19 protein-coding genes and 1 other annotated feature are annotated in these 22913 nt (G+C 37.1%); of the genes, 2 read left to right on the forward strand and 17 right to left on the reverse strand.

Features of this window, described 5'->3' with window-relative positions; all coding sequences use genetic code 11:
• Window positions 1-246: 246 nt before the first annotated feature.
• From rlmN to IGJ18_RS11325, 6 genes are all read right to left on the reverse strand, one after another.
• Window positions 247-1320, reverse strand: a complete 1074-nt coding sequence (gene rlmN / locus IGJ18_RS11300; RefSeq protein ID WP_438843337.1) for a 23S rRNA (adenine(2503)-C(2))-methyltransferase RlmN — start codon at window positions 1318-1320, stop codon at window positions 247-249.
• 250 nt (window positions 1321-1570) lie between these two features.
• On the reverse strand, window positions 1571-4012 hold the full coding sequence (locus IGJ18_RS11305; protein ID WP_034700630.1) for a DNA translocase FtsK: 2442 nt from the start codon (window positions 4010-4012) through the stop codon (window positions 1571-1573).
• 346 nt (window positions 4013-4358) lie between these two features.
• A complete protein-coding gene (locus IGJ18_RS11310; RefSeq protein ID WP_010720794.1) occupies window positions 4359-5795 on the reverse strand; it encodes a glycoside hydrolase family 1 protein in 1437 nt (478 codons plus the stop codon).
• Window positions 5796-6067: 272 nt separating this feature from the next.
• Window positions 6068-6886, reverse strand: coding sequence for an amino acid ABC transporter substrate-binding protein (locus tag IGJ18_RS11315; RefSeq protein WP_010720795.1), 819 nt, complete (start codon window positions 6884-6886; stop codon window positions 6068-6070).
• A gap of 16 nt (window positions 6887-6902) precedes the next feature.
• Complete coding sequence (locus tag IGJ18_RS11320) at window positions 6903-7538, reverse strand: amino acid ABC transporter ATP-binding protein (RefSeq protein ID WP_010720796.1); 636 nt, start codon at window positions 7536-7538, stop codon at window positions 6903-6905.
• 11 nt (window positions 7539-7549) lie between these two features.
• Window positions 7550-8191 (reverse strand): amino acid ABC transporter permease, encoded by a 642-nt coding sequence (locus tag IGJ18_RS11325; protein WP_010720797.1) that lies wholly within the window; start codon window positions 8189-8191, stop codon window positions 7550-7552.
• A gap of 202 nt (window positions 8192-8393) precedes the next feature.
• Window positions 8394-8624: a binding site (T-box leader), on the reverse strand.
• Between the two features lie 92 nt (window positions 8625-8716).
• Here IGJ18_RS11325 and IGJ18_RS11330 point away from each other — a divergent pair.
• Complete coding sequence (locus tag IGJ18_RS11330; protein WP_438843338.1) at window positions 8717-9202, forward strand: prolyl-tRNA synthetase associated domain-containing protein; 486 nt, start codon at window positions 8717-8719, stop codon at window positions 9200-9202.
• Between the two features lie 231 nt (window positions 9203-9433).
• Here the strand turns inward: IGJ18_RS11330 and IGJ18_RS11335 are convergent, their stop codons facing one another.
• The 3 genes from IGJ18_RS11335 to IGJ18_RS11345 all read right to left on the reverse strand — a co-directional run bounded on the left by IGJ18_RS11335 (window position 9434) and on the right by IGJ18_RS11345 (window position 12506).
• On the reverse strand, window positions 9434-11506 hold the full coding sequence (locus tag IGJ18_RS11335) for a DNA topoisomerase III (protein WP_096708760.1): 2073 nt from the start codon (window positions 11504-11506) through the stop codon (window positions 9434-9436).
• Window positions 11439-11816, reverse strand: coding sequence for a DUF1033 family protein (locus tag IGJ18_RS11340; protein WP_010720800.1), 378 nt, complete (start codon window positions 11814-11816; stop codon window positions 11439-11441). Before IGJ18_RS11340 ends, IGJ18_RS11335 begins: the two co-directional genes overlap by 68 nt.
• A 123-nt stretch (window positions 11817-11939) precedes the next feature.
• A complete protein-coding gene (locus tag IGJ18_RS11345) occupies window positions 11940-12506 on the reverse strand; it encodes a TetR/AcrR family transcriptional regulator (protein WP_010720801.1) in 567 nt (188 codons plus the stop codon).
• A gap of 149 nt (window positions 12507-12655) precedes the next feature.
• Between IGJ18_RS11345 and IGJ18_RS11350 the strand changes: the two genes are divergently transcribed.
• Window positions 12656-13957 (forward strand): multidrug efflux MFS transporter, encoded by a 1302-nt coding sequence (locus IGJ18_RS11350; RefSeq protein WP_081128488.1) that lies wholly within the window; start codon window positions 12656-12658, stop codon window positions 13955-13957.
• A 301-nt stretch (window positions 13958-14258) separates the two neighbouring features.
• Here the strand turns inward: IGJ18_RS11350 and IGJ18_RS11355 are convergent, their stop codons facing one another.
• The 8 genes from IGJ18_RS11355 to IGJ18_RS11390 form a co-directional block, all read right to left on the reverse strand.
• Window positions 14259-14960 carry a hypothetical protein gene (locus IGJ18_RS11355; RefSeq protein WP_225792577.1) on the reverse strand — a complete coding sequence of 234 codons (702 nt, stop codon included), beginning with the start codon at window positions 14958-14960 and terminating at the stop codon, window positions 14259-14261.
• 380 nt (window positions 14961-15340) lie between these two features.
• A complete protein-coding gene (locus tag IGJ18_RS11360; RefSeq protein ID WP_034700652.1) occupies window positions 15341-16468 on the reverse strand; it encodes an aminotransferase in 1128 nt (375 codons plus the stop codon).
• Between the two features lie 432 nt (window positions 16469-16900).
• Entirely contained in the window at window positions 16901-18022 is a 1122-nt protein-coding gene (mnmA, locus tag IGJ18_RS11365) for a tRNA 2-thiouridine(34) synthase MnmA (protein WP_010720804.1), read from the reverse strand.
• 1608 nt (window positions 18023-19630) lie between these two features.
• The gene (locus tag IGJ18_RS11370) at window positions 19631-20203 is read right to left on the reverse strand and encodes a hypothetical protein (protein ID WP_373169406.1); all 573 of its coding nucleotides are present in this window, start codon (window positions 20201-20203) and stop codon (window positions 19631-19633) included.
• A gap of 148 nt (window positions 20204-20351) precedes the next feature.
• Window positions 20352-20630 carry a hypothetical protein gene (locus IGJ18_RS11375; protein WP_081128482.1) on the reverse strand — a complete coding sequence of 93 codons (279 nt, stop codon included), beginning with the start codon at window positions 20628-20630 and terminating at the stop codon, window positions 20352-20354.
• Window positions 20631-20668: 38 nt separating this feature from the next.
• Window positions 20669-20953 (reverse strand): hypothetical protein, encoded by a 285-nt coding sequence (locus IGJ18_RS11380; RefSeq protein ID WP_081128480.1) that lies wholly within the window; start codon window positions 20951-20953, stop codon window positions 20669-20671.
• Between the two features lie 98 nt (window positions 20954-21051).
• Window positions 21052-21831 (reverse strand): hypothetical protein, encoded by a 780-nt coding sequence (locus tag IGJ18_RS11385; RefSeq protein ID WP_438843339.1) that lies wholly within the window; start codon window positions 21829-21831, stop codon window positions 21052-21054.
• 229 nt (window positions 21832-22060) lie between these two features.
• The gene (locus IGJ18_RS11390) at window positions 22061-22612 is read right to left on the reverse strand and encodes a hypothetical protein (protein ID WP_240144051.1); all 552 of its coding nucleotides are present in this window, start codon (window positions 22610-22612) and stop codon (window positions 22061-22063) included.
• Window positions 22613-22913 lie beyond the last annotated feature (301 nt).

Consider the following 22913-nt stretch of genomic DNA (forward strand, 5'->3'; position numbering starts at 1 on the left):
GATCGGAAACTGTTACTATTTTTATCATTATCAATCATCTCAAGTCTTGCTGTCTTGAACGTGACAAAAGATATTCTGTATGCATTATCCTGTTTTGTTCTCTCATGTATATTGTATGGCATTGGGATGAACCGCAAGAACAAACAGTAAATTGAGGTTCTAAGAAAACTCAGCAAAAGACGACAAAGCATAAGGCTTTGTCGTCTTTGTTGTTTCTTCTCCATGGATGTTGGATATTAGCTAATGCTATTTAGTCGTTGCTTTTTCTTTTTTCATTTGTTTACTCCGTAATTGACCACACGCAGCGTCGATATCTGTACCGTGTTCTTTACGGATCACGCAATTGATACCATTCTTTTTCAATACATCATAAAATTTCAGCACATCTGCTTTAGGACTTCGAGAGTATTGGTCATGTTCACTGACTGGATTATAAGGGATCAAATTCACATACGTTAATTTCTTTTTGTCTTTTAGTAGATCCGCTAATTGTTGTGCATGCTCCGGACGATCATTGACTTGATTCAACATGATGTATTCAAACGTGATTCGTCGATTGGTTTTTTCAAGATATTCATCTACTGCAGCCATCAATTTTTCAATTGGGAAACTCCGATTGATCCGCATGATGGAGGTCCGAATATCGTTATTTGGTGCATGTAATGAGATCGCTAAATTGACTTGCAACCCATTATCAGCAAATTCTTTGATCTTATTTGCCAAACCACTTGTTGAAACAGTAATGTGTCGTGCGCCAATTGCCAACCCTTTGGCATCATTGATGATGTGTAAGAAGTTCATGACATTATCATAATTGTCGAACGGTTCGCCAATGCCCATCACAACCACATGGGACACTCTTTCTCCTTCTTGTCGTTCATCAAAATAGTGTTGAACCATCATGATCTGTGCCACGATTTCTCCAGCTGTCAAATCTCGATTCTTTTTTAACAGACCACTTGCACAAAAAGTACAACCAATATTACAGCCGACTTGTGTCGTCACACATACAGATAATCCATATTCTTGTCTCATCAAGACTGTTTCGATCATATTTTTATCTGGTAATTCAAATAGATATTTGACTGTGCCATCCGTTGCTTCTTGAACCACTATTTGTTTTAACGGATTGATCACAAACTGATCCGTTAACTTTGTTATCAAGTTTTTTGACAAGTTGGTCATTTCGGAGAAGTCTTTGACACGCTTTTGATAAAGCCATTCCCACACTTGGGCGGCACGGAATTTTTTTTCGCCGTTTTCTAAAAACCAATTGGTTAATTCTTCGATTGTTAAACCATAAATGGATTGTTTTTCCAAAATCGTTTCCCTCTTTTTTTCAAAGTATCGCTACATACTATAACTGATTCTCACAACTAATGCAATAGTTCACAAAACAAAGATACCAAATCTTAGGCTGTTTATGAATGCTCCTCCTTTTTTAGCTATCGTTTTTTTGATTTTTATGAATAAGTGATCAATCTCATAAAAAAACCGAAGAACACCCAAAATTACATTTGGCGTTTCTTCGGTTTCATTGTTAGAACTGACAAGCACATACGCACTTTTTCTATGTTTCGTGATCCGTTGGCATCATATCCATTGGTTCTTCGACTTGCTCAATGAAGACTTTTCTTGGCTTACTTCCTTCTGAAGGTCCTACTACGCCATGTGCTTCTAATTCATCGACTAAGCGTGCTGCCCGATTATAACCAATTCTAAATCTTCTTTGCAATAATGAAATACTTGCTGTCTGCATTTCAATGACAAGTGCTTTAGCTTCTTCAAATAATTCATCTTGTGGTTGTTCTGCGGTACCGCCTGATTCTACTTCATCAGAAGGCATCATTTTTTCTTCATAATGTGCTTCTTGTTGATCTGTTACAAAGTTGACCACTCGTTCTACTTCGTGGTCAGAAATAAACGCACCTTGAACCCGTATCGGTTTGTTTTCACCCATTGGCAAGAAGAGCATATCCCCACGTCCGAGAAGCTTTTCCGCACCATTGGAGTCAATGATCGTACGTGAGTCCGTTCCACTAGAGACTGCAAATGCCATACGAGAAGGAACATTTGCTTTGATGATCCCTGTGATAACATCCACACTTGGACGTTGGGTCGCTAAAATCATATGGATTCCCGCTGCCCGTGCCATTTGTGCCAAACGAATAATAGCATCTTCGACTTCATTGCTGGCAACCATCATCAAGTCAGCTAATTCATCCACGATCACCACGATAAATGGCAAGGTAGGATGTTTCGTTCCATTTTCCAAGTTTTTTTGTTGGACAAATTCATTATAACCAGTAATATTTCTAACACCAGTAGCAGCGAATTTTTCATAACGTTCTTCCATTTCTTGAACGACTTTCTGCAACGCTTGAGCAGCTTTTCTCGGGTTAGTCACAACTGGCGTCAAAAGATGAGGAATCCCATTGTACATGTTCAATTCCACCATTTTGGGGTCGATCATCATCAATTTGACTTCATGGGGTTTTGCTCGCATCAAAATGCTGGTAATGATTCCATTGATAGCTACCGATTTCCCACTACCTGTCGATCCGGCTACTAATAAGTGAGGCATTTTAGAAAGGTCTGCGGTTTGGACTCGCCCAGAAACATCTCTTCCTAATGGCACTTCTAACAGTTTATCTGGATGATTGGGTTGCGCTTCGATGATTTCTCTAAATGACACCATGCTGATCTTGCTATTCGGTACTTCGATTCCGATCAATGATTTACCTGGGATCGGTGCTTCCATCCGAACATCTTTAGCCGCTAATGCTAATGCAATGTCATCCGTTAAACTGACGATTTTACTTACTTTGACACCCACTGCTGGTTGGACTTCAAATTTTGTCACAGAGGGTCCTAAACTTGCTTTAACAACTTTCGCATCTACGCCAAAACTTTGAAAAGTTTGTTCCAAGACTCCGATATTTTTCTCGATTTTTTTATACTCGTCACTTTGATCCGTCGTTTTTACTGAATCGAGTAAATCGATTGACGGTAATTCATAATCTTGATTTTCCTGCTCTGCTTCGATTTCAAATTCTAATGCTGTCCCATCATCTTCTAAGCTCTCTGCTTCTAACGGTTCAGATGCAGTAGGCGTTGTGACCGTTGGCTCTGCTTTTGGCATATCCATTGTCGCAGATGGGACAGTTCCTTGAAAACTATCGATCGGTACAAAACTGAGTTGTTCGGGTTCATCATCTGCTATTTTTTCATAAGAAGGCGCAGACTTTGCTTGTTGTTCAGCGGAACGACGTTTTTCCAGCTCAGCAATCTCAGCTTCTGCCGCTTCTTTTGCTGCTAATTTTTTCTCTTCTCGTGCTTTCGCTCGTTGCTTTTGCCGTTCTTCTTTCGCCGCTTGTTTCTTCGCTTGCTTTGCAGGATCTCCTTCCAGCAGTTCTTGCATTCGTTCTCCCATCACTTGCAAGCTATTGACTAATTGATAGCCTTCGATATTGCTAAATAAAATTGCACCACTTATTAATAATAAAATGGCAACAAAGTAACTACCAGGTTGAGCAATCAAGAAATACGTAAAATTATAGAGTGCTGCTCCAACCATCCCACCACCAACATTACTGCTGACTCGAGCATGCTGGATGTCACTTGCTAACAGATCCCAAGTGGTTCCTAGAATGTTTGGTTCGCCACTATGGAGTTTTCCGAATAGATGGGCATGTAAAAAGAGAAGAATTCCTAAGTAAAAAAGAATGCCTCCAAACCACCGACGGCTTTTTCCGATTTTAAAATCGGTATTTTTTACAACGACCCAAAAACCTAAAATAGCTAATAATATACAGAGAAGCTGATAAGTGTTCCCTGCAATGATCCGAAAACCATTTGCCACTAAAATACCTAAAAAACCTAGTTTTAAAAAGCCAAATACGGCAAATAAGATCAATGCAAATCCGATACTGATCGCAAGAAGTTGTTCCTGCTGCTGTTGTTGCTTTTTCGTCTTTTTCTTTTTCTTTGCAGGACGTTTTTTCTTTGCCATTTTTATCCCTCATTTCATCAAGTTCCATTATACAAAAAAAAGCGAGGGAACAAAAGTTTTGTTTCTAAGTTTAAAGTTTTTCTTTTCGAACCCTGTATTTATACCAAATACTTTAAGAAACTTTTTCAAATAACCAATGGCTAGATCCTGCACCCCTATCGAGAAACTATGATAAAAAAACCGAAATTCCACAAAAACCAAGAAAGTTTTTGGGAATTTCGGTTCATTCAATTCATTTGGTTCATTCTGTGAACTCAATGAAGCTGGAAAGTTTTATCCTCACTGCTTCTATTTTTAGAAAAAAACGATCACGCTTTATTTCCCTGAACGTTTACTATCAAAAAGGTCAGATCGTTGAGCCATTTTCTTTGATCACTTGTTGGTACCAATAGTAACTATCTTTCTTGTAGCGATCCAATGATCCTGCTTGAGTTTCATCTTGATCGACATAAACAAATCCATAGCGTTTTTGGTAGCCATTCAACCAACTTAACAGATCAGTGTAAGACCACGTACAATAGCCAAGGACTTCAGCACCATCTGAGATCGCTTCTTTAATCGCTTTGACATGACTTGAAAGGTAAGCGATACGATACTCATCGTGGATCTTTTTGTCCTCTGTCAATTCATCGTATTCCCCTAAACCATTTTCAGTAATCAATACAGGCATCCGGTAGCGACTCGTAATCCGTCTTAAAGCGATTCTCAATCCTTCTGGGTCGATCTCCCAATCCCAATTCGTACGTTCAACGAAAGGATTGTCGACTTTTTTGTACATCCCTGGGACGCCTGTTTCTTCAGAAGATCCTTTTTTCCCAGTGGTATTCATTTTGCCAGCTCCTACACCATCCAACGGATTAAAGGCATTAGTCGCTGTTTGATAATAGTTGATCCCCAAGAAGTCTGGTTTAGCCGATTCAAGCAGTTCTGCGTCTCCTTCAACCATCTCAGGTGCCCAGCCACGTTCTTCTAAAAATTTCATAGCGGCAATCGGGTACTTGCCCCACATGTAGACATCCATCCAGTAATGAGCCATCAAATCTTCCGCATTTTCTGCAGCTAAAATATTTTTAGGATCGCTGTTGATCGGATAATTAGGTGTGTAAGCAAAACTTGGACCGATTTTACCTGGCATTCCTAATTCATGAAACTTATTGATCACTGCTGCATTTGCTAAGTTAGCAATATGGTTCACTTGATACATCCGTTTCGGATCAGTAACACCTGGTGGATGAGCAGCTAATAAATAGCCTAGTGAAGTAAAAATATTTTGTTCATTCAAGCTGATCCAATAATGGACTTTTCCTCGAAAAGCATTAAATAATGTTTCAGCGTAATTAGTGAAATCTTCAATGATTTGGCGTGATTCCCAACCTGCATACTCATCTTGCAAGGCTTGTGGAAGATCCCAATGATACAATGTCAACATTGGTTCAATCCCGTTTTCAATCAACTCATCGATCAGCTCTTCATAAAAAGCTAACCCTGCTTGATTGATTTCCCCACGACCATTAGGAAAAATGCGAGTCCAAGCAACTGAAAAACGATACGCTTTCAATCCTTGTTCTTTCATTAAAGCAATATCTTCTTTAAAGCGATGATAGTGATCAACCGCTAGATCGCCGTTTGTTCCTTTAAAAGTTTTCCCTGGAATACGGACAAAACGATCCCAGACCGATTCTCCTTTGCCGTCTTCTTGCCAGGCTCCTTCAACTTGATAAGCCGCTGAGGCTGATCCCCAAAGAAAATCTTGGGGAAATTCAGTTAATTTTTGGTGTTCCATCAATCTCTTCCTTTCTTGCTTCAATCCTTACTAAAAAAGGATAACACGAAACCCCTTTCAATACAAAAGGAGAAATCAATCATTGAACAATTTTATGATCATTGGAATTTTTCAGACAAAAAATAAGCAAGAATTTTTTAAAATATGTGTTTCAAAAATTCTTGCTTATTCATTTGGCGCAGGTTAATTTCATAGGTTTTATCGTGTGAACTGAGAGACACTCAAATTACCACGCTTCTTTTTAAGACACTCAATGATGTTAGATTGCCTGTTTACTTCTGAACGGGTGTCACGTCTTCACCAAACCATTTGTCTGAGATTTGTTGGAATTCTCCTGTTTTTTCTAATTCCGCAATCCCTTCATTGATTTTCTTCACTAATTCCTTGTCTTTCTTTCGGGCACCCACGACAAAATCTTCGCTTTGATAATCCCCTTTGATCATATTGAACTGATCCAACTCATTTTTTTGCTTCAAGTAATAACCAGCATATACTTTATCCATCAATAACCCATCGATCCGTCCACTCTTCAAATCGATCAATGCTTCATTAAAGCTATCATATAAAACAGCATCCTGATTTTTTACAATATCTTTTAATATTTTTGGTTGTTTGATAAAGGCATCATAACCAGAAGAACCATTTTGAGCTCCTAGGATTTTGTCCTTCATTTGAGCAAAGCTGGTGATCCCTGATTTTTTCGTAGTGATCAGGACTTGTTCGTTTTGCATATAAGGTTTTGAAAATTGGACTTTTTTTGCTCTTTCAGCTGTTTTAGTATACCCATTCCAAATGAGATCAATCGTCCCATTATTCAATTCAAACTCTTTCATGGACCAGTCAATGGGTTGGAAAACGACTTTGATGTCATATTCTCTAAAAACTGCTCTAGCAAGGTCAATATCAAAACCTGTTAGTTTTCCTTCTTTATCACGAAACCCCATCGGTACAAAGGTGTCATCTAACCCGATGATGATCTTTTTTTCTGATTGAATCGTTGACCAATTGTCTTTATCTGTCTTTTCATTCCTACAACCAGAAAGAAAGACGATCCCTGCAACTATCGCAAGTAGCAAACTGATTTTTTTCATCAAGTGTCCCTCCTTCTTACTTGTTTGGGATGACCTTCACGAGTTGATCTCCCACATTTTCCGCAAACACCAAATCATGGGTTACGATGATTTGTGTCACACCTTCTGCCTTCAATGAGACGATCAAGTTTTCTACTTGTTGTCGCAGCTCAGGGTCTAAGGCACTTGTCGGTTCATCATAAGCAAGAACTCGAGGATTCATTGCCAAGGCACGTGCGATCGCTACCCGTTGTTTTTGACCGCCAGATAATTGATAAGGATAATTGTTAAGTAAATCACTGATGCCAAGTGAATCGGCTAATTCCTGTGCTTTTTTCGTATACGTTTCTTTCGATTGCTTTAACACCATTTTAGGCGCTAAAGTGATATTGTCAAAAATACTTAAGTGTGGAAACAGTTGAAAATCTTGGAAAACAACACCTACGACTTGCTCTTTCGTTTTCAATTCAAATGGGTCAAAGGCTACACCATCCAGATAAAATTCCCCACTGTCTGCTTTTTCCAATCCTGCTAAGATTCTCAAAAGTGTCGTTTTCCCTCCACCAGAAGGACCGACGATCGCCATGGTTTGACCATCTGGAATGACTAGATCTAACGCGTTGATTACTTTCTTTTCTCCAAATGCTTTACTTACTTTCTTTAATTCAATCATGTCCATTCCTCCTAGCGATAATAGTTTAATTTTCCTTCTACTTGTTTCATGATGATCGTTAAGATACCGGTTAGTGCCAGGTAGATGAAAGCCACACCTAGTAATGGTAGCAATGTTGCATCACGTTCCATCGCAATCTTCCCTGCTCGCATAACGTCTCCTAGTCCTAAGATATAGATCAATGAAGAGTCTTTCACTAAGTTAATCACTTCGTTCCCAACCGATGGTAAAACGATTTTTGTCACTTGTGGGATAATGATTTTTGTGACGGTTTGAAAAGGACTCAACTGTAACACTTGCGCAGCTTCATATTGTCCTTGGGGAATCGATTGAATCCCCCCACGAAAAATCTCAGCAAAATAAGCGGCATAATTTAAAACAAAAGCCAATAATGCTGCCTCAAAACGGTCAAAGACGATCCCGATCGTTGGCAATCCATAAAAAACAAAAATCAATTGTAGTAATAACGGTGTACCACGCATGACCCAGACATAGGTCTGCAAGATATAACGAATTGGTTTAAAATGTAAAGACAACCCTAATGCTAAAATGATCCCTAATGGCAATGAACCAATCAAGGTAAAAATAAATAATTTCAACGTTGTAAGAGCCCCTACTAATAGTTGTGGCATGACTTCCAGCAAATAATTCATTTCTTTCTTCCTCCTTTTAAATAAAAAAATCCCCTTGACTCTCGTCAAGAGGACGCATCACACGTGTTCCCACCTCTGTTTGTTTCTTTTTCACAAAAGAAACCTCACGCAGTCATTCCAGAAAATGAGGTAAAACAAAAGTAATTGTTGTTGGACATTTACTTCACACGAAAATAAAAAAAAACGTCCTTCGGTCAAATGACCAAAGGACGTAAATTACGTGGTTCCACCTTTTTTTGCTAGTCCCTCACGGAAACTAACCTTATCTGGTCATCAAGCAATGACCGCAGCTGTAACGGGCTTCCCGGATTTTCCTACTGTATTTCAGAAAATCGACTCCAAGATGTGTTTCACCATTAACTGCTATCTCTTTCCACCTGCCAGAGACTCTCTTCAAACATTTAATCGCTACTCTTCTTTTCGATGTCGTTGATTTTAACTTACGTGTAATTTACACGATTATTTTTCTTTTGTCAATTATTTTTTTATAATGAATGAAAGAAAAAGAAAGGAAGCGATCAATCGATGGTTTTGGCTACTGAAAAAGAAGCCTATCAATTACTTGATTTACTAGGCATTCCCTATCAAAAGGTGGATCATCCACCGATTACTTCTGTCAAAAATCTGCCATTTACACTACCAGGACCTCAAGTGAAGAATCTCGTATTAAAAGCAAAAAAAGGGAAACAAATTTATCTTGTTATCTTACCTGATGAAAAGCAGGCAAATTTGAAACAACTTGCAGAACAGCTGAATGAGAAGCGTTTGTCTTTTCTTTCAGAAGAACAGCTCCTTGATTTATTAGGGGTAGCTCCCGGTACTGTTACACCTTTTGCATTGATGCATGATCAAGAAAAAGCGATTCAAATAGTCATTGACTCAGCCATTGATCAAACCTCTACCGTAGGATTTCATCCAAATGTCAACACAACAACATTGATCTTATCGTTTTTAGATTTCATCAAGATTTTAGAATACCTTGAACATCCACCTATCTACGAAGATTTATAAGCACGGCTATTTGTGATAAAAAGCCCAACATACAAAAAATGAGGTTCCTCCTAAAAATTGTACGTAAAAACAACAATTTATAAGAGGAACCTCATGACTTATGTCTCAGACTAAGCTTCTTTCACACTCTAAACCATGTTACATAAACAGCAATCACTTGAAACCAATCACCATTTTTTAACATACAATAGTGGTCTCAAAAACCATTGCTGATTTTCAACAAACGACACGCTATTTCTTCATTGCTGCTTTTAAAGCTGCAGCAAGTGGGCTTTCTTCCGGTTCTTCTGCTTGCGTGTACTTTTTCAATAAACGACGTTCTTCGTGCTTCGTCATTTTTTTCTTTTGTTCTTTTTTATCTAACATTTTTTCGGTCGTCCCATCATATTTACAACGGAAATAACCGCCATTTTTGCCTTCGATGATCTCCATTTTCCGATGACATTGTGGACAACGATGGTTCGAGACTTTTGGATCTTTTCTTCTACGGTAATGACAATCTTGATTCGTGCAGACATAGATTTTGCCATCTCGAGTATTTTTTTCTCTAAGATTGGAACCGCAGTCTGGACATTTTTTCTGTGTGATCGAGAAATCTTGGTAAGATTGTTTACTTGTTTTGATTTCTTGTACCAATCGTTTTGTTTCTTTTTCAATGCCCCTTAAAAATTGGCTGGCTTGTTTTTGACCTGCTGCAATTGCTTCTAAGTCTTTCTCCCAGCTTTCTGTTAAATCAGGGGTCACTAAGGAAGGATTGACTAATTCCAATAATTGCTTTCCTTTTGGTGAGACTTGCAAGCCTTGCGGTGTTCGTTCCATCAATTCCGATTTGATCAACTTTTCAATGATTTCAGCACGAGTTGCCGGTGTTCCTAAACTATGTTTTTCCATAAGTCCTAGTAAACTCGCCTCTGTCAAAGGCTTAGGCGGTGCCGATAGTTCTTTCTTGATCGTAAATTCTGGTTGGATACGCATTCCCTCAACCCAGTCCACTTCATTGCTCTCCTTTTGACTGACATCTTTCCAGCCAGCTTGAAGGACTTGATTTTGATGGAATACAAATTGTTCTTTGCCAAATGTCACAGTCACTTTTGTTTGACTGATTTTGTGTGGCTCAGCGAATAAACCTAAGAATCGAGTAACAATCATTTGATAGATTTTTTGTTCTTCGTTGCTAAGTTTCTCATAGCGTGGACGATTTTCAGTTGGTAATAACGCATGGTGATCAGTGACTTTACTGTCTTGGAAGACTTTTGTTTGTCGAACAACTGCCCCATTTTTTAAATACTGTTTCACTTCTGGTGAAAAATCGCTGACTGCCTGTAAACGTTCTTTCATCGTACTTTTCATGTCACTCGTCAGATATTTGCTATCTGTACGAGGGTACGTCACGATTTTATGCGTTTCATATAAACTTTGGACCAGTCCCAAAGTTTTTTTAGCAGAGTAGCCATAACGCTGGTTTGCTTCTCGCTGGATCTCCGTTAGATCATAAGGTAATGGTGCCGGCTCCACTTTTACTTTTTCTTGGATGGCTGTCACAGTCCCTTTATTTTTAGCTAACTCTTTCACTAATGATTGAGCTTCTTCATGAGATTTCAATGCGAACTGATTTTTTTGAACCATCTTTGCTTGTTGTTTTTGCACATCTAATAAAATTGAAAAATAGGTTTGTGGTCTAAATGTTTCAATTTTCCGTTCTTGTGTTCTAACCAATGCGAGTGTTGGAGTTTGAACTCGACCAGCAGATAGATTATCTTGATACTTCACAGTCAGCGCCCGTGTTACGTTCAATCCTACTAACCAGTCAGCTTTTGCCCTAGCTAGCGCCGAATAATAAAGTGCATCATAGTCTTTTGCGGGCTTCAATTGTTTGAATCCTGTCTTGATTGCTTTATCTGTTTGGGAAGAAATCCAAAGACGTTTCACTGGTTTATTGAAGCGGACATATTCCAAGATCCACCGAGCAACCAATTCCCCTTCTCTTCCGGCATCCGTAGCGATCACAGCCTCTGACACATCTTTACGTTGCGCCAATTGCTTGATTGTTTTTAATTGGTGACCTGTTTTAGGCAGTGGTTTGATTCCTAAATTTTTAGGAATCATCGGCAACGTTTCCATTTGCCAACTTTGCCATTCTTTATTGAGGTCTTCAGGCATTTTCAGCCCTAACAAATGACCAAGGGCCCAAGTAACAATCACCTTGGGTCCTTCGTAATAATTTTTGTGTTTTTGATTAGCACCAAGCACCTTGCTTAGGTCTTTCGCAACGCTTGGTTTTTCCGCTAGAATTAGTTGTTTCATAAAATTCCTTTCTGCTTTCTAAAGTGATTGGCTGATGATTTTTCAATAAGGCTAACCCTTTATATTGTTGAAGATCATCATCACATTCTTCACACCAGCGCTCGTCTCCGTCATTCCAGAAGGCACTTAGAAAGTTGCTTTTTGCATGGATATATTCGTATTTATTTTTGATTGCAAGCCATTTTTGTTCATAATTAACCTGTGCTTCTTCAAAAGAATCAAATGTTTCTTCTACTTCGATATCCTCTTCCCAATTCTCAAAGAACCACCAAGGCTCATTATCTCCGAACATTGTCACTACTTGATACATACTCGTGCTCCTTCTCTACGATTTTACTAGACTCATCTTAGACACTTTTCAAGAAAGTTGCAAGAAATTTCTCTTATAAAAGGGACATTTTATGAATTTGTCTATTTTAAAGAAACGTACTACTTATTTACTTGGTAAAGTGGCAATAAAGTCATTGATCATCCAAGAATAACTCTCTTCAGGAGACACAGTTGCTTCCTTTGTGAAATAGCCTAAAAATCGTAAAGACAAATAGCCATGGATGATACTTCGCAATTCTCTGCTGCGATGCGTTTTTTCTTTTCGGGTCAAGTCAAAGGCATCAAATAATTGTAGAATGATCTGGTTCGTTTCATAGATTCCTTCTAACAAAATCTCCTCATTGGTGTGAGGGACACTGATCAGCAACTCGTAAACGGCCTGGTTCGCAAAAGCAAAAGACTGATAGACTTGTGCATAGACACGCAGCGCCTCTGCCCCACTTTTTCCAACCAAAGAACGACGCAACGCTTCGTTTAACTCTTGTAATAATTTTGCAGTCAATGCGGTCTTTACATCACGCATATTTTTAAAATGATTATAGAGGGAAGGAGACTTGACGTCTAGCGCCTTAGCCAGGTGTTGAAAAGTGACTTGTTGAACATCCATCTCTTCCGCTAGTCCACGAAAGCAAGCGATGATTTTTTCTTGAGATAGATTTCTTTTTTTCATTTCGTTGTTCCTCTCGTATGTTAACTACTTAACAACTTTAGTTTACCATGAAAAACGAACTTAAAAAAGAGGCTTCCATTGATAAACTACACATTGTAGTTTATAATAAGCGAATGTAAATGAAAATTTTCAGAAAGAAGGACATAACAGTGACCACACGCATCAAAGAAAAATTATTTAGGAAAAGAGAAACTTGGGAACAAAACTTATTTGTCTTATGGTTTGGGACTTTTATGGCAGGAATTGGGTTTAGCTTAGTCATGCCGTTTATGTCACTATACATAGATACGTTAGGTAACTATAGTACGTCGCAATTGAATTTTTGGAGTGGGTTGACCTTTTCTTCTACGTTCTTCGTCACCACATTGATTTCTCCTTGGTGGGGCAAATTAGCCGATCAGAAAGGCAGAAAATTGATGCTCTTGCGTGCTTCCTTAGGGATGGCTGTCGTTATTGCCTTGATGGGTTGTGTGACCAGTGTATATCAACTTGTTGCACTTCGGTTGTTACAAGGGATCTTTTCTGGTTACATCAGTAATGCCACTGCCCTTGTCGCTACTGGTACGCCGAAAGAAAAAAGTGGTCAAGTCCTAGGAACATTGGCTACTGGTTCCGTCACAGGAACATTGCTTGGTCCTTTACTTGGGGGGATTTCAGCCTCAGCATTTGGTTATCGTCCAACTTTCTTCATCACAGGAATCATTTTATTTCTCGTCTTTTTATTGAGTCTCTTCTTTGTTCATGAAACATTTGTACCTATTAAAAAAGAAAATATGGCTTCTGCCAAACAAATATTCAAAGAATTGAAGTATCCCCATGTCGTGATTGGTATGTTCGTCACAACAATGATTATTCAAGCTTCGAATAATTCTATTAGCCCAATCATTAGTTTATATATTCGTCAATTACTAAATGGACATGGCAGTGTCACACTGATTAGTGGGATCATTGCTTCGATCCCAGGAATTGCCACATTGATCGCCGCTCCTCGTTTTGGTCGCTTAGGCGATAAAATCGGGAGTGAACGTATTTTAGCTATTGGCTTAGGGTTTGCAATTTTAGTTTATATCCCAATGGCCTTTGTCACGAATGTCTGGGAACTGGCTGCGTTGCGTTTTTTGATCGGTATTTCAGATGCTTGTTTGCTTCCAGCTGTCCAAGCTTTGATCACCAAATATTCCCCACATCACGCCGCCGGTCGGATTTTTAGCTACAATCAATCCTTCCAAGCAACTGGGAATGTCGTTGGTCCAATGATTGGTTCGAGCGTTTCAAGCGTGTTTGGTTACCGAGGAGTCTTTCTTTCCACTTCTTTACTTGTTTTAGTGAACTTCTTACTAGTACGTCGTAACACACAAGAAATCCATGACAATGAGCTTGTTGACTCATCAGAAACATCCGATACACCTGTCCTTTCTTCAGACAAACACACACAACCTCATGGACATTGATCGCTTACTAATAGTCAATCTGGATAAACAAGAACTATCGTCATATTCCAGATTGAAGAGACCCCCAAAAGCTCAATTGGCGTTCCATTGCTTTTATTTACATTTGGAAACAAGGAGCAACGATTGATATCGATTTAGATTGATAAAATTTGGAAAATAAAGGACAAGGTGTCAATAATAGGAAAGATAAGTCTAATTTTGATGTTATAAATCAAAATTAGACTTATCTTCTTTTTGAGAAAGGATTATTGTTCCACACTCATAAATTTTATATTTTCTAAGTTATAAATGAATGATCATTTTACATATTACTGTCAATCCAAGCAGTATCATTACCTACTCGAAGATAAAGGTACATTGACTTAGTGAGCCCATTGCTAGACAAGGCACCTTTTACTCCACCATATGCTGAATAACCTGCTTGTTCTTTTTTTCTAAATATCCCACTAGAAATCGGAGACCAAGAGCCAAAACCAGCAAAGTTTACACCATAGATTCTATCAATTTGATCATATCCACCTTGCACACTTGTATAATCAGCTTTAAAAACTAATTCAAACCCAAATGAAAATCCATGAATAGCTGTCCCTTTACAAATAGAATACCCAGATCCGCTAGTCCAACTTCCACCTTCTCTCCAAGTACTACGTTTTTGATTTGTATTTTGAGAGTCTTCAATATCCTTTGCGATATTTTCTATTACACTATTTTTATTGACTATATTTCCCTCTTCATCATAAAATACTGCATCCGTAAAATCTACCTGAATCTTTTCAAATGTGCTTGTCGTTCTGTTATTAGTATAATTTTTTGTTTCAAACACATATTTGCTTATTCTTGAAGTTTTTTGTTCCAAATTATAAACATTATCAAGACTTAATTCTAATGGTTCATTGGCTTGTGATGAAATTATATCTGAAGCATGAACATTAGTAACACCATTAAAACATGTTAAAGCTGTAACACTTAATATTCCTAATCCAACCATCTTCCTAAAAAACATTTGCATTCCTCCTATAGTATATGATATTATTTTCCACAAGGTTATAATAACACTTATTAAAAAATATACAAAGAAAACGCTCTCTTGTAGTAAAATAAAGCTTTTTTATAAAAAGGAGAATAATTAAAATGGGGAATTTAATTATAAAACTCGTGTTATCTTTTAGACTTATTTTTACATTTTTAGTTATTATTTTAGTAGTCCTCTCTATCACTTATATTATAAAAAATTTGAAGAACAAAAAATAAAAAAGAGCGTGTTTGGCAACATCCAAAATAATTATTTTATTCCTAACAAAATTGATAAAAACACACCTTAAATTAAAGAGACCTCCAAAAGATAGACCAAAAAATCTAACGTTTGGAGATCTCTTCAATTTCTCAAGCTTTGTTATTTCCACGTTCTTTTAGATATTCTGAAAGTAAGGCTAACCCTTTTTCTAATGTTTCTTTCCTGCAACAATACCCTAAGCGCGCATGCTGAGGCACCCCATAGGCACTACCAGGGACCAGTAAGACACCAGTTTCTCTCAGAAGATCAATACAAAATTGCTCATCATCTTCTGTTATGTTCAAGCGAATGAATGACGTTGACACGTGATTCGGCAACACTAATTGGACATTTGGTTCATCAGCCAGCCATTTTTCAACGATGGCTAAATTCTCCGAAACGATTTTTTTATTTCGTGCAAGGATCTTTTCTTTATTCCTCAGTGCGTGAACCGCTAATGCATCTGACAAAACACCACCGCTAAGTACTAAATAGGTATGGTATTTTCTTAAACGCTCAATGATTTCTTGATTCGCTGCTACCCAGCCGATGCGTATACCAGGAACAGAATAAGTCTTTGACAATGAATTAGTCGTGATCCCCTTGTCATACAGATCCACGATTGAGACAAAATCTCCCCCTGCTAATGGGGCATACACCTCATCCATCAAAATATACGCATCGACTTTTTCGGCAATTTCGATAATTTCTTCCAATGTTTGGCGATCCAACAATGTACCTGTTGGATTATTGGCACTGTTTAAACAAATCATTTTAGTATTTGGTTGGATCACATCAACTAATTTCACACTATCAAAACGCCATTCCTCTTCTTCTGTGAGTGGTACGAAATCAACAGTTGCACCTAAAGATTTGGGTAAGTCATACAATTGCTGATAGGTTGGCAACATGGAGACCACATGATCTCCTGGTTCAATCAATCCATACAGCGCCAAAAGGTTCGCCCCAGTCGCCCCATTGGTTTGAATAATGTTTTCTGAAGAAAGCGATTGATACAAAGAAGCGACTTCTTTTTTGAAAGTTGCCGTCCCCTCGCTCCACCCATAATCCAACGACGTTTTACTCAAAGATTGAAAAAAATCAGTAACTGTCGTTCCGTCTAACCCAATCAGTTCTTCTAACGTCAGTGCTTCGATGGAACTTTGTGCAAGGTCATATACTGCTTCTTTTTCCCACTTATTCAACCATTCTTCCAGTCCAAAATGTGTGATTTCCATCTTTTTCGCTCCTTTTGCTTTCTTCAATATTTTTGATTCACTACTTTCTATTCATCGATACTCAAACAAACCAAGAAACACTCGTCGCTCCTAGATGCCATGTAAATGAGATAAACGATCGGTTTCCGATTTTATTATACTCTCTTTTTAAAAATAACGCTTTCAAATAGATAGAACCGCCTGTTGAAAAAGTCGCCTGACACTGTTTTCTTCAGAAAAAATTATTAGACAAAAATCTGAAAACTCTTTGCTTCAAAAACCCCTTACTGATATTTCAGAAGACACTCTAGCAAAAAAAACCGAGGAATACCAAAAATAGGCGAAACTATTTTCGGATTCTTCGGCTTATTTCTCAGAACTAAACTTGTCTTAACTCTTTTCTTGTTCTTCTAACAAAAGAAAGTTGTTCAAAGAGCTGTTCGCAAGCAAGATTTACACATATTGCAAGACTTTTTCTTTATTGTAGGCATGATCAATCAAGCCACCACCAAGACACTCCATTCCATCATAAAAGACGACAGCTTGACCTGGTGTGATCGCCCGTACAGGTTCATCAAAAATCACTTCGGCACGATCGCCTTCTAATAACCGAACCGTTACCGGCACATCTTGTTGGCGGTAGCGGAATTTAGCTGTACATTTAAATTCCTTTGGCATTGGTTCATTCGTTGTAAAATGGATTTCGCTCGCATCAAGGCTTGTTGCATATAAGGCAGGATGATGAAATCCTTGTCCTACATATAACGTATTCGTTGCAAGATCTTTTCCGACTACAAACCAAGGTTCTTGTGATGCACCGCCACCACCAATCCCTAGGCCTTGTCTTTGACCGATCGTGTAATACATCAATCCAGCATGTTGACCTTTGACTTCACCATCAAGTGTCACCATATTTCCTTTTTTAGCTGGTAAATAATTACTTAAAAATTGTTTAAAATTCTTTTCGCCTATAAAACAAATCCCAGTGGAATCTTTCTTTTTAGCAGTTGCTAAACCTGCACGTTCCGCAATTTCACGTACTTGTGTTTTTTCCATGCCACCTAGTGGGAACATTGTTTTCGCTAATTGTTCTTGTGACAATTGGCTTAAGAAATAAGTTTGATCTTTGTTGTTATCTACACCGCGAAGCATATGTGCTACGCCATTTTCGTCACGCACTACTTGCGCATAATGCCCAGTCGCTACGTATTCAGCACCTAGATCCATCGCATAATCTAAAAATGCTTTAAATTTGATTTCTTTATTACACATCACATCTGGATTAGGTGTCCGTCCTGCTCGGTATTCAGCTAAGAAATATTCAAATACACGATCCCAATATTCTTTTTCAAAATTGACAGAATAATAAGGAATCCCGATTTGTGAAGCAACTTTCGCTACATCCTTATAATCTTCCGTAGCTGTACATACACCATTTTCATCCGTGTCATCCCAGTTTTTCATAAAGATCCCAATGACGTCGTAGCCTTGTTCCTTTAGTAAAAGTGCTGTTACAGATGAGTCGACACCGCCACTCATCCCAACGACAACGCGTGTCTTGCTGTTGTCTTTCATGGTATCACCATCATTTCAATTAGATTTTCTGAAATCATCTACGAGTTGAAGGTCGCAACTTTTCAGTGCTTTACATTATACGATATATTTTTGAAAATTTCATCCCTTATTTATCAAAGTATCAGTATAGCCATTTAATCACTTTTAAAAAAAAGAAAATTGGAATCGTCTTTCTATCATTTGCTTTTGTTCAGTCGATTGCTCATAGTTAAAGACTATCCACATGAAGAAAATAAGCGTAAGGAAAGAATATAAGTAGCAAACAAATAATTGAGGATTAATAGCACCATCTTTGTTAAAAGATATACCTGATACATTAAATAAAATGATTTTTCTTCTTTTCAATTTGTATCATTTTTTTCACCCCCCAAAAAAAAGCCAGCCCAAAATACAGATTAGGTTAAGGAAAATAATGATTCTTTTTAAGAATTTGGATTCAATTTTTGTGGATAAAAACAAGTTAACCCCTCCGATGATCCAACAACTCATCATCACGAATATAAAAAAGACGTAATGATAGTTGTTGATACGTGGAATGAAGTACAAACTAGTCAAAACAATCGGACTAAGTAACAAAAACGATGTTAGCATTGTAGCTTTTTTTAATTTTAATGACGGCATCTTTTTTCTCCTTTGAAATAAAAGTGATGTTTTTTGTTTATTTGTTTTGTAAAAAGTTAAGTAAATAACCTATAATTTCCATAAGTTGCATAAAATTGAAATATGTAAAAAATAGATAGTTGGTAAAAAGTAAGATCCCTCTTATTTTTTGATGGCTAACCTTGGTGGAGCAGTAGAGCCCAATTATTCCAGGTATAATCATACTCATGATTAAAAACAGTCCTTGGGGGCTATTTACTCCATAATAAAAATGCACACATACTAAGCTACTAATTGACCAAAACATAGACAAACCTAGACATATTAAATAAAATTTTTTATTCACTTTTTCCCTCCTTTCATCCGCTATGACAATAAAGCCAAATCCAACCATAGATACAAATAAGATTAAGTATAATCACTAATCTTTTTAATCCTTGAGAAGCAATACTTTCAAAAAAAGCAAGCTCCCTCTACTGCATCTCCAACAAGAAACAATCGATCGCATAAGAAAATCAACGTTGTATCTTGTACAATAAGCATAATAAAACCAAGGGATATTCCTAAAAAATATAGCCTTCTATTAATAAATAAATTGCTTAAAGTAGGTGGTGAAAAACTAATTACTACCTGTTAGCCAATTAATTTTTTGCTTTTCCCCCACTCTTAACTTATTCTTTATAGCCAAGAAATTTCGTTAATCAAAAGAACCACGTGAAAATAAGTAGCAAAGAAGTAACTAATGCCTACTAATGCACACTTGATTTTTCCATCCTCGAGTTGTGCAACAAGAATAAGACCAACCATATTGCTTGTTCTTTTATAACGACGGGCATAGCAATTAAAATAATACAAATGCTTAATAAACTTAACGAAACAATCATACAGGTTTTACTTTTTCTAGAAACATTCATACATCTCCTTTTTTATCGTCTAGACTTTTTTCGTTTACATTTATTTTTCTCACTTTTTATACAATTTCAACCGTTCTCATTCGTCAATTTATCCTTATAAATCAAAAATTATGTAGAGCAGAAAGACCACGTGAAAATAAGTAGCAAAGAAGTAATTGATCCCTAGTAATACCCACTTAATTTTTCCATCCTCGAGTTGTGCGGAAAGAATAAGTCCAATCAAGCCAAAGTAAGTCAGTAAAATCAACGCCCCAATTATCTCCCAAGAAAAATGTCCAGCTAATAAGTAATTCCCCCAAATAAAACAGGCAAGTGAAAATAGTAATGGTAAACTAACTATAACCATTTTTCCCCATTTTTTTTGTGAACTAAAAAATAGCATCGTTGATACAAATAAATAGCACAATCCTACCATAATTATTAACCAACCAGAGGGTTCAAAAATAAAAAGTCCTAAAACGATAAAAATGGCAAGTCCATGGACACAAAGAAAATGGACAATCACGACGAATCCTCTTAAGAACTTAGACCGGCTACCTCTCGAAAAAATCAAGCTGACTCCACTCAACACGCAACAAGAATAATAGGATAAGAGCAACCACGCTGCTTGTTCCTTTATAACGAATGGCACAACACCTAAAGCGATACAACTACCTAACAACCCCAACGAAACAATCGTACAGGTTTACTATTTTTTGAAATCATCCACACAGCTCCTTTTTTATAGACTGGATCTAATTTCAATAGAAACATTTCTCTCACCGTTCATTGCTTGGTTCTTACTCATTTAAGTTCGTTTGCTCTTATTTTTACGCTCATTGCCAAAAAAATTTCACAAAGGTATTGAAAACGACAAGTATTTGCAAGTGGGTAGCCAAAAAATAATTGATCCCTAATAAGAACCATCGCCAACGTGTCTGTCGGATCTTCATTGATAAGTAAATTCCTGTAATACCAAGAATAATCATCAATAATTCTAAAAATAACCCTTCGATATCTAAGTAAAAATCATAAATATAGTACAGCGTTAGGAAACAACTAATCGATAGAATCATAGCAAGACATAGCCCTTTATGGTCAACTATTTTTTTCATCTTTTCTCCTTCAATAATTTTAAAAATGCCAAACCGATTCAATTAAATCTTCGCCAAATATCAAACCAATTATCAAGCCAGCTATACAGCCAATTATAGAGACTGATAAAATTTAGAAGGATCACTACTATTTTTAGATAATTAGATTTGATCTTGGTAGCAAAGAAAAGGCTAACGCCACCTAATAACCAACACGTAATCCTCACTAACAATAGAAACTTAAGCTCATCTGTTTGGATATAGCCAACGTAAGCAACACTAAAAGATAACGCTAACAAAACAAATGAAATGATGGTACAGGTTTTACTTTTTAATGGGATCATTTTCTTCTCTCCTTTTCATTCTTCAAACACATTTTTTAGTATTTTTAATAAGAATACTCATCTCTCCTAAACACTTGCCTTTGTCAAATACCTGATAGTTATAGACCAAAAATCCAAACGACGATATGGAAATAGGTTGCAAAAAAATAATTGATCCCTAAGAGAACCCACTTGACTTTTCTATTCTCGTTCTTGAGGTTCGCCGCAAGAATAAGACCAACCAACCCAGACAAACTTAGTAAAATCAAAAATCCAAGCGTACGCAAACAATCCCCAGAGGTAAGGTAACTGTAGTGGACCCTGATAAAAAAGCCAGCTGACAAGATCATTGGTAATCCTAAACAAATGATCGCTACTCGTTTCTGATCTTTTGTTTTCAGTAACCAGATAGATAGTAGCAAATAAGCAATTAGCGCAATAAACCAATCAAATCTTGCAATACTAACAAAGCCGATAAAAATAAATACGACTCCAAAAACACAAGCAAAATGAATGAAAGCTGCCCATCTTTTTAAAAGTTTTGAATGCACACCAGTAGAAAAAAGCAAACTTAGTCCACTGAGTAAACAACAAAGATAATAGATGAACACTAGATTGATCTCTATAAAAAGTCCGACTGACAAAGCCATTGGCAATCCCAAACAAATGATCGCCTCGCGTTTCTGATCCTTTTTTTTCAGTAGCCAAATTGTTAGTAGCAAATAGGCAATTAAATCATTTCTTTGAATGCCAATAAAACCGGTAAAAATATATAAAACCCAATAAAGACAGCCAAAATGAACGATAGCTGTCCATTTTTTTAAAGGGGTGGCATACACTCCGGTAGAAAACAACAAACTAAGTCCACTGAGTAAAAAGCAAAGACAATAGATTAACACTAAACTTACTTCTGAAAGGTTGTGAAAAGATTTCACAATTATCCCAACAGAGCCCCTCATTACCAATAATGTACCTAGAAAAATGCTACAGACGAAGAAAATCATGGAATACTTCGTACAGGTCTTACTTGTTAGCGACAACATCCACACTACTCCTTTCTAAAAAAAACCTTTTTATATTCTAACAAGCTACTTTCCTTTCCAGTAATCGATATGTATGTAAGACGTCTCAATGAAGAAAGATGTAGATATGGTAATAAGTTGCAAATAAATAATTAATACCCAAAAGTATCCACTTGGCTTTTCCCTTATCGAGCTGCGCTGAAAGAATCAGACCACTTAAACCTGATAAATGAAGAATGACTATGTATCCAATGGTGTCCCATGACCATCGTCCCCCATAAAGGATTAGTTCGTAATTGAGCTTGATAAAAAAGCCAGTTGAAATAATCATCGGTATCCCGAAGAAAGTGATCGCTAGCCATTTCTGCTTGCTTGCTGTCAGTAAAACGATAGCTAGGAACAAATAAAGAACGATTAAAAAAAGTACATGGAAAAGAAAAGCAAAAATAAAGAGAGAAAACCAATAAACACTACTAAAATGAATAATCGCCGCTGTCCGTTTTAAAATTTTTGAATGCGTACCTGTAGAAAAAATCAAACTGAGCCCACTGAGCAAACAGCTAAGATAATAGAAAATCATCAGACTTCCTTCTGGAAGATCACTTAACGGAATAAATCCATAAACTTTACCAAGCAAACCAACAATCATCAACATCATTAAGAAAAAACTACCGATTAAGAAATTTCTTGAAACCTTTATACACGTTTTACTGTCTAGCGATAGCATTTGTACCACTCCTTTTTTATTTTCCTAACTAATTTTTTAAAAATGTAGCAAAAAATAAACCAACCAATCCTGACACCATAATAAGAAAGAACGGAACCAACATTCTAAAACCAAGATAATACAGAACAAATTAAGGAATATAATGATTCCTTTCAGTTCTTCATATTTTGGTGGAATAATCAAATTGATCCCACCACTAATCTAATGCCCATATATGTAAACGAAAAAAATG

Source organism: Enterococcus sp. AZ078, assembly GCF_051714985.1.
Lineage (GTDB): Bacteria > Bacillota > Bacilli > Lactobacillales > Enterococcaceae > Enterococcus_B > Enterococcus_B hirae.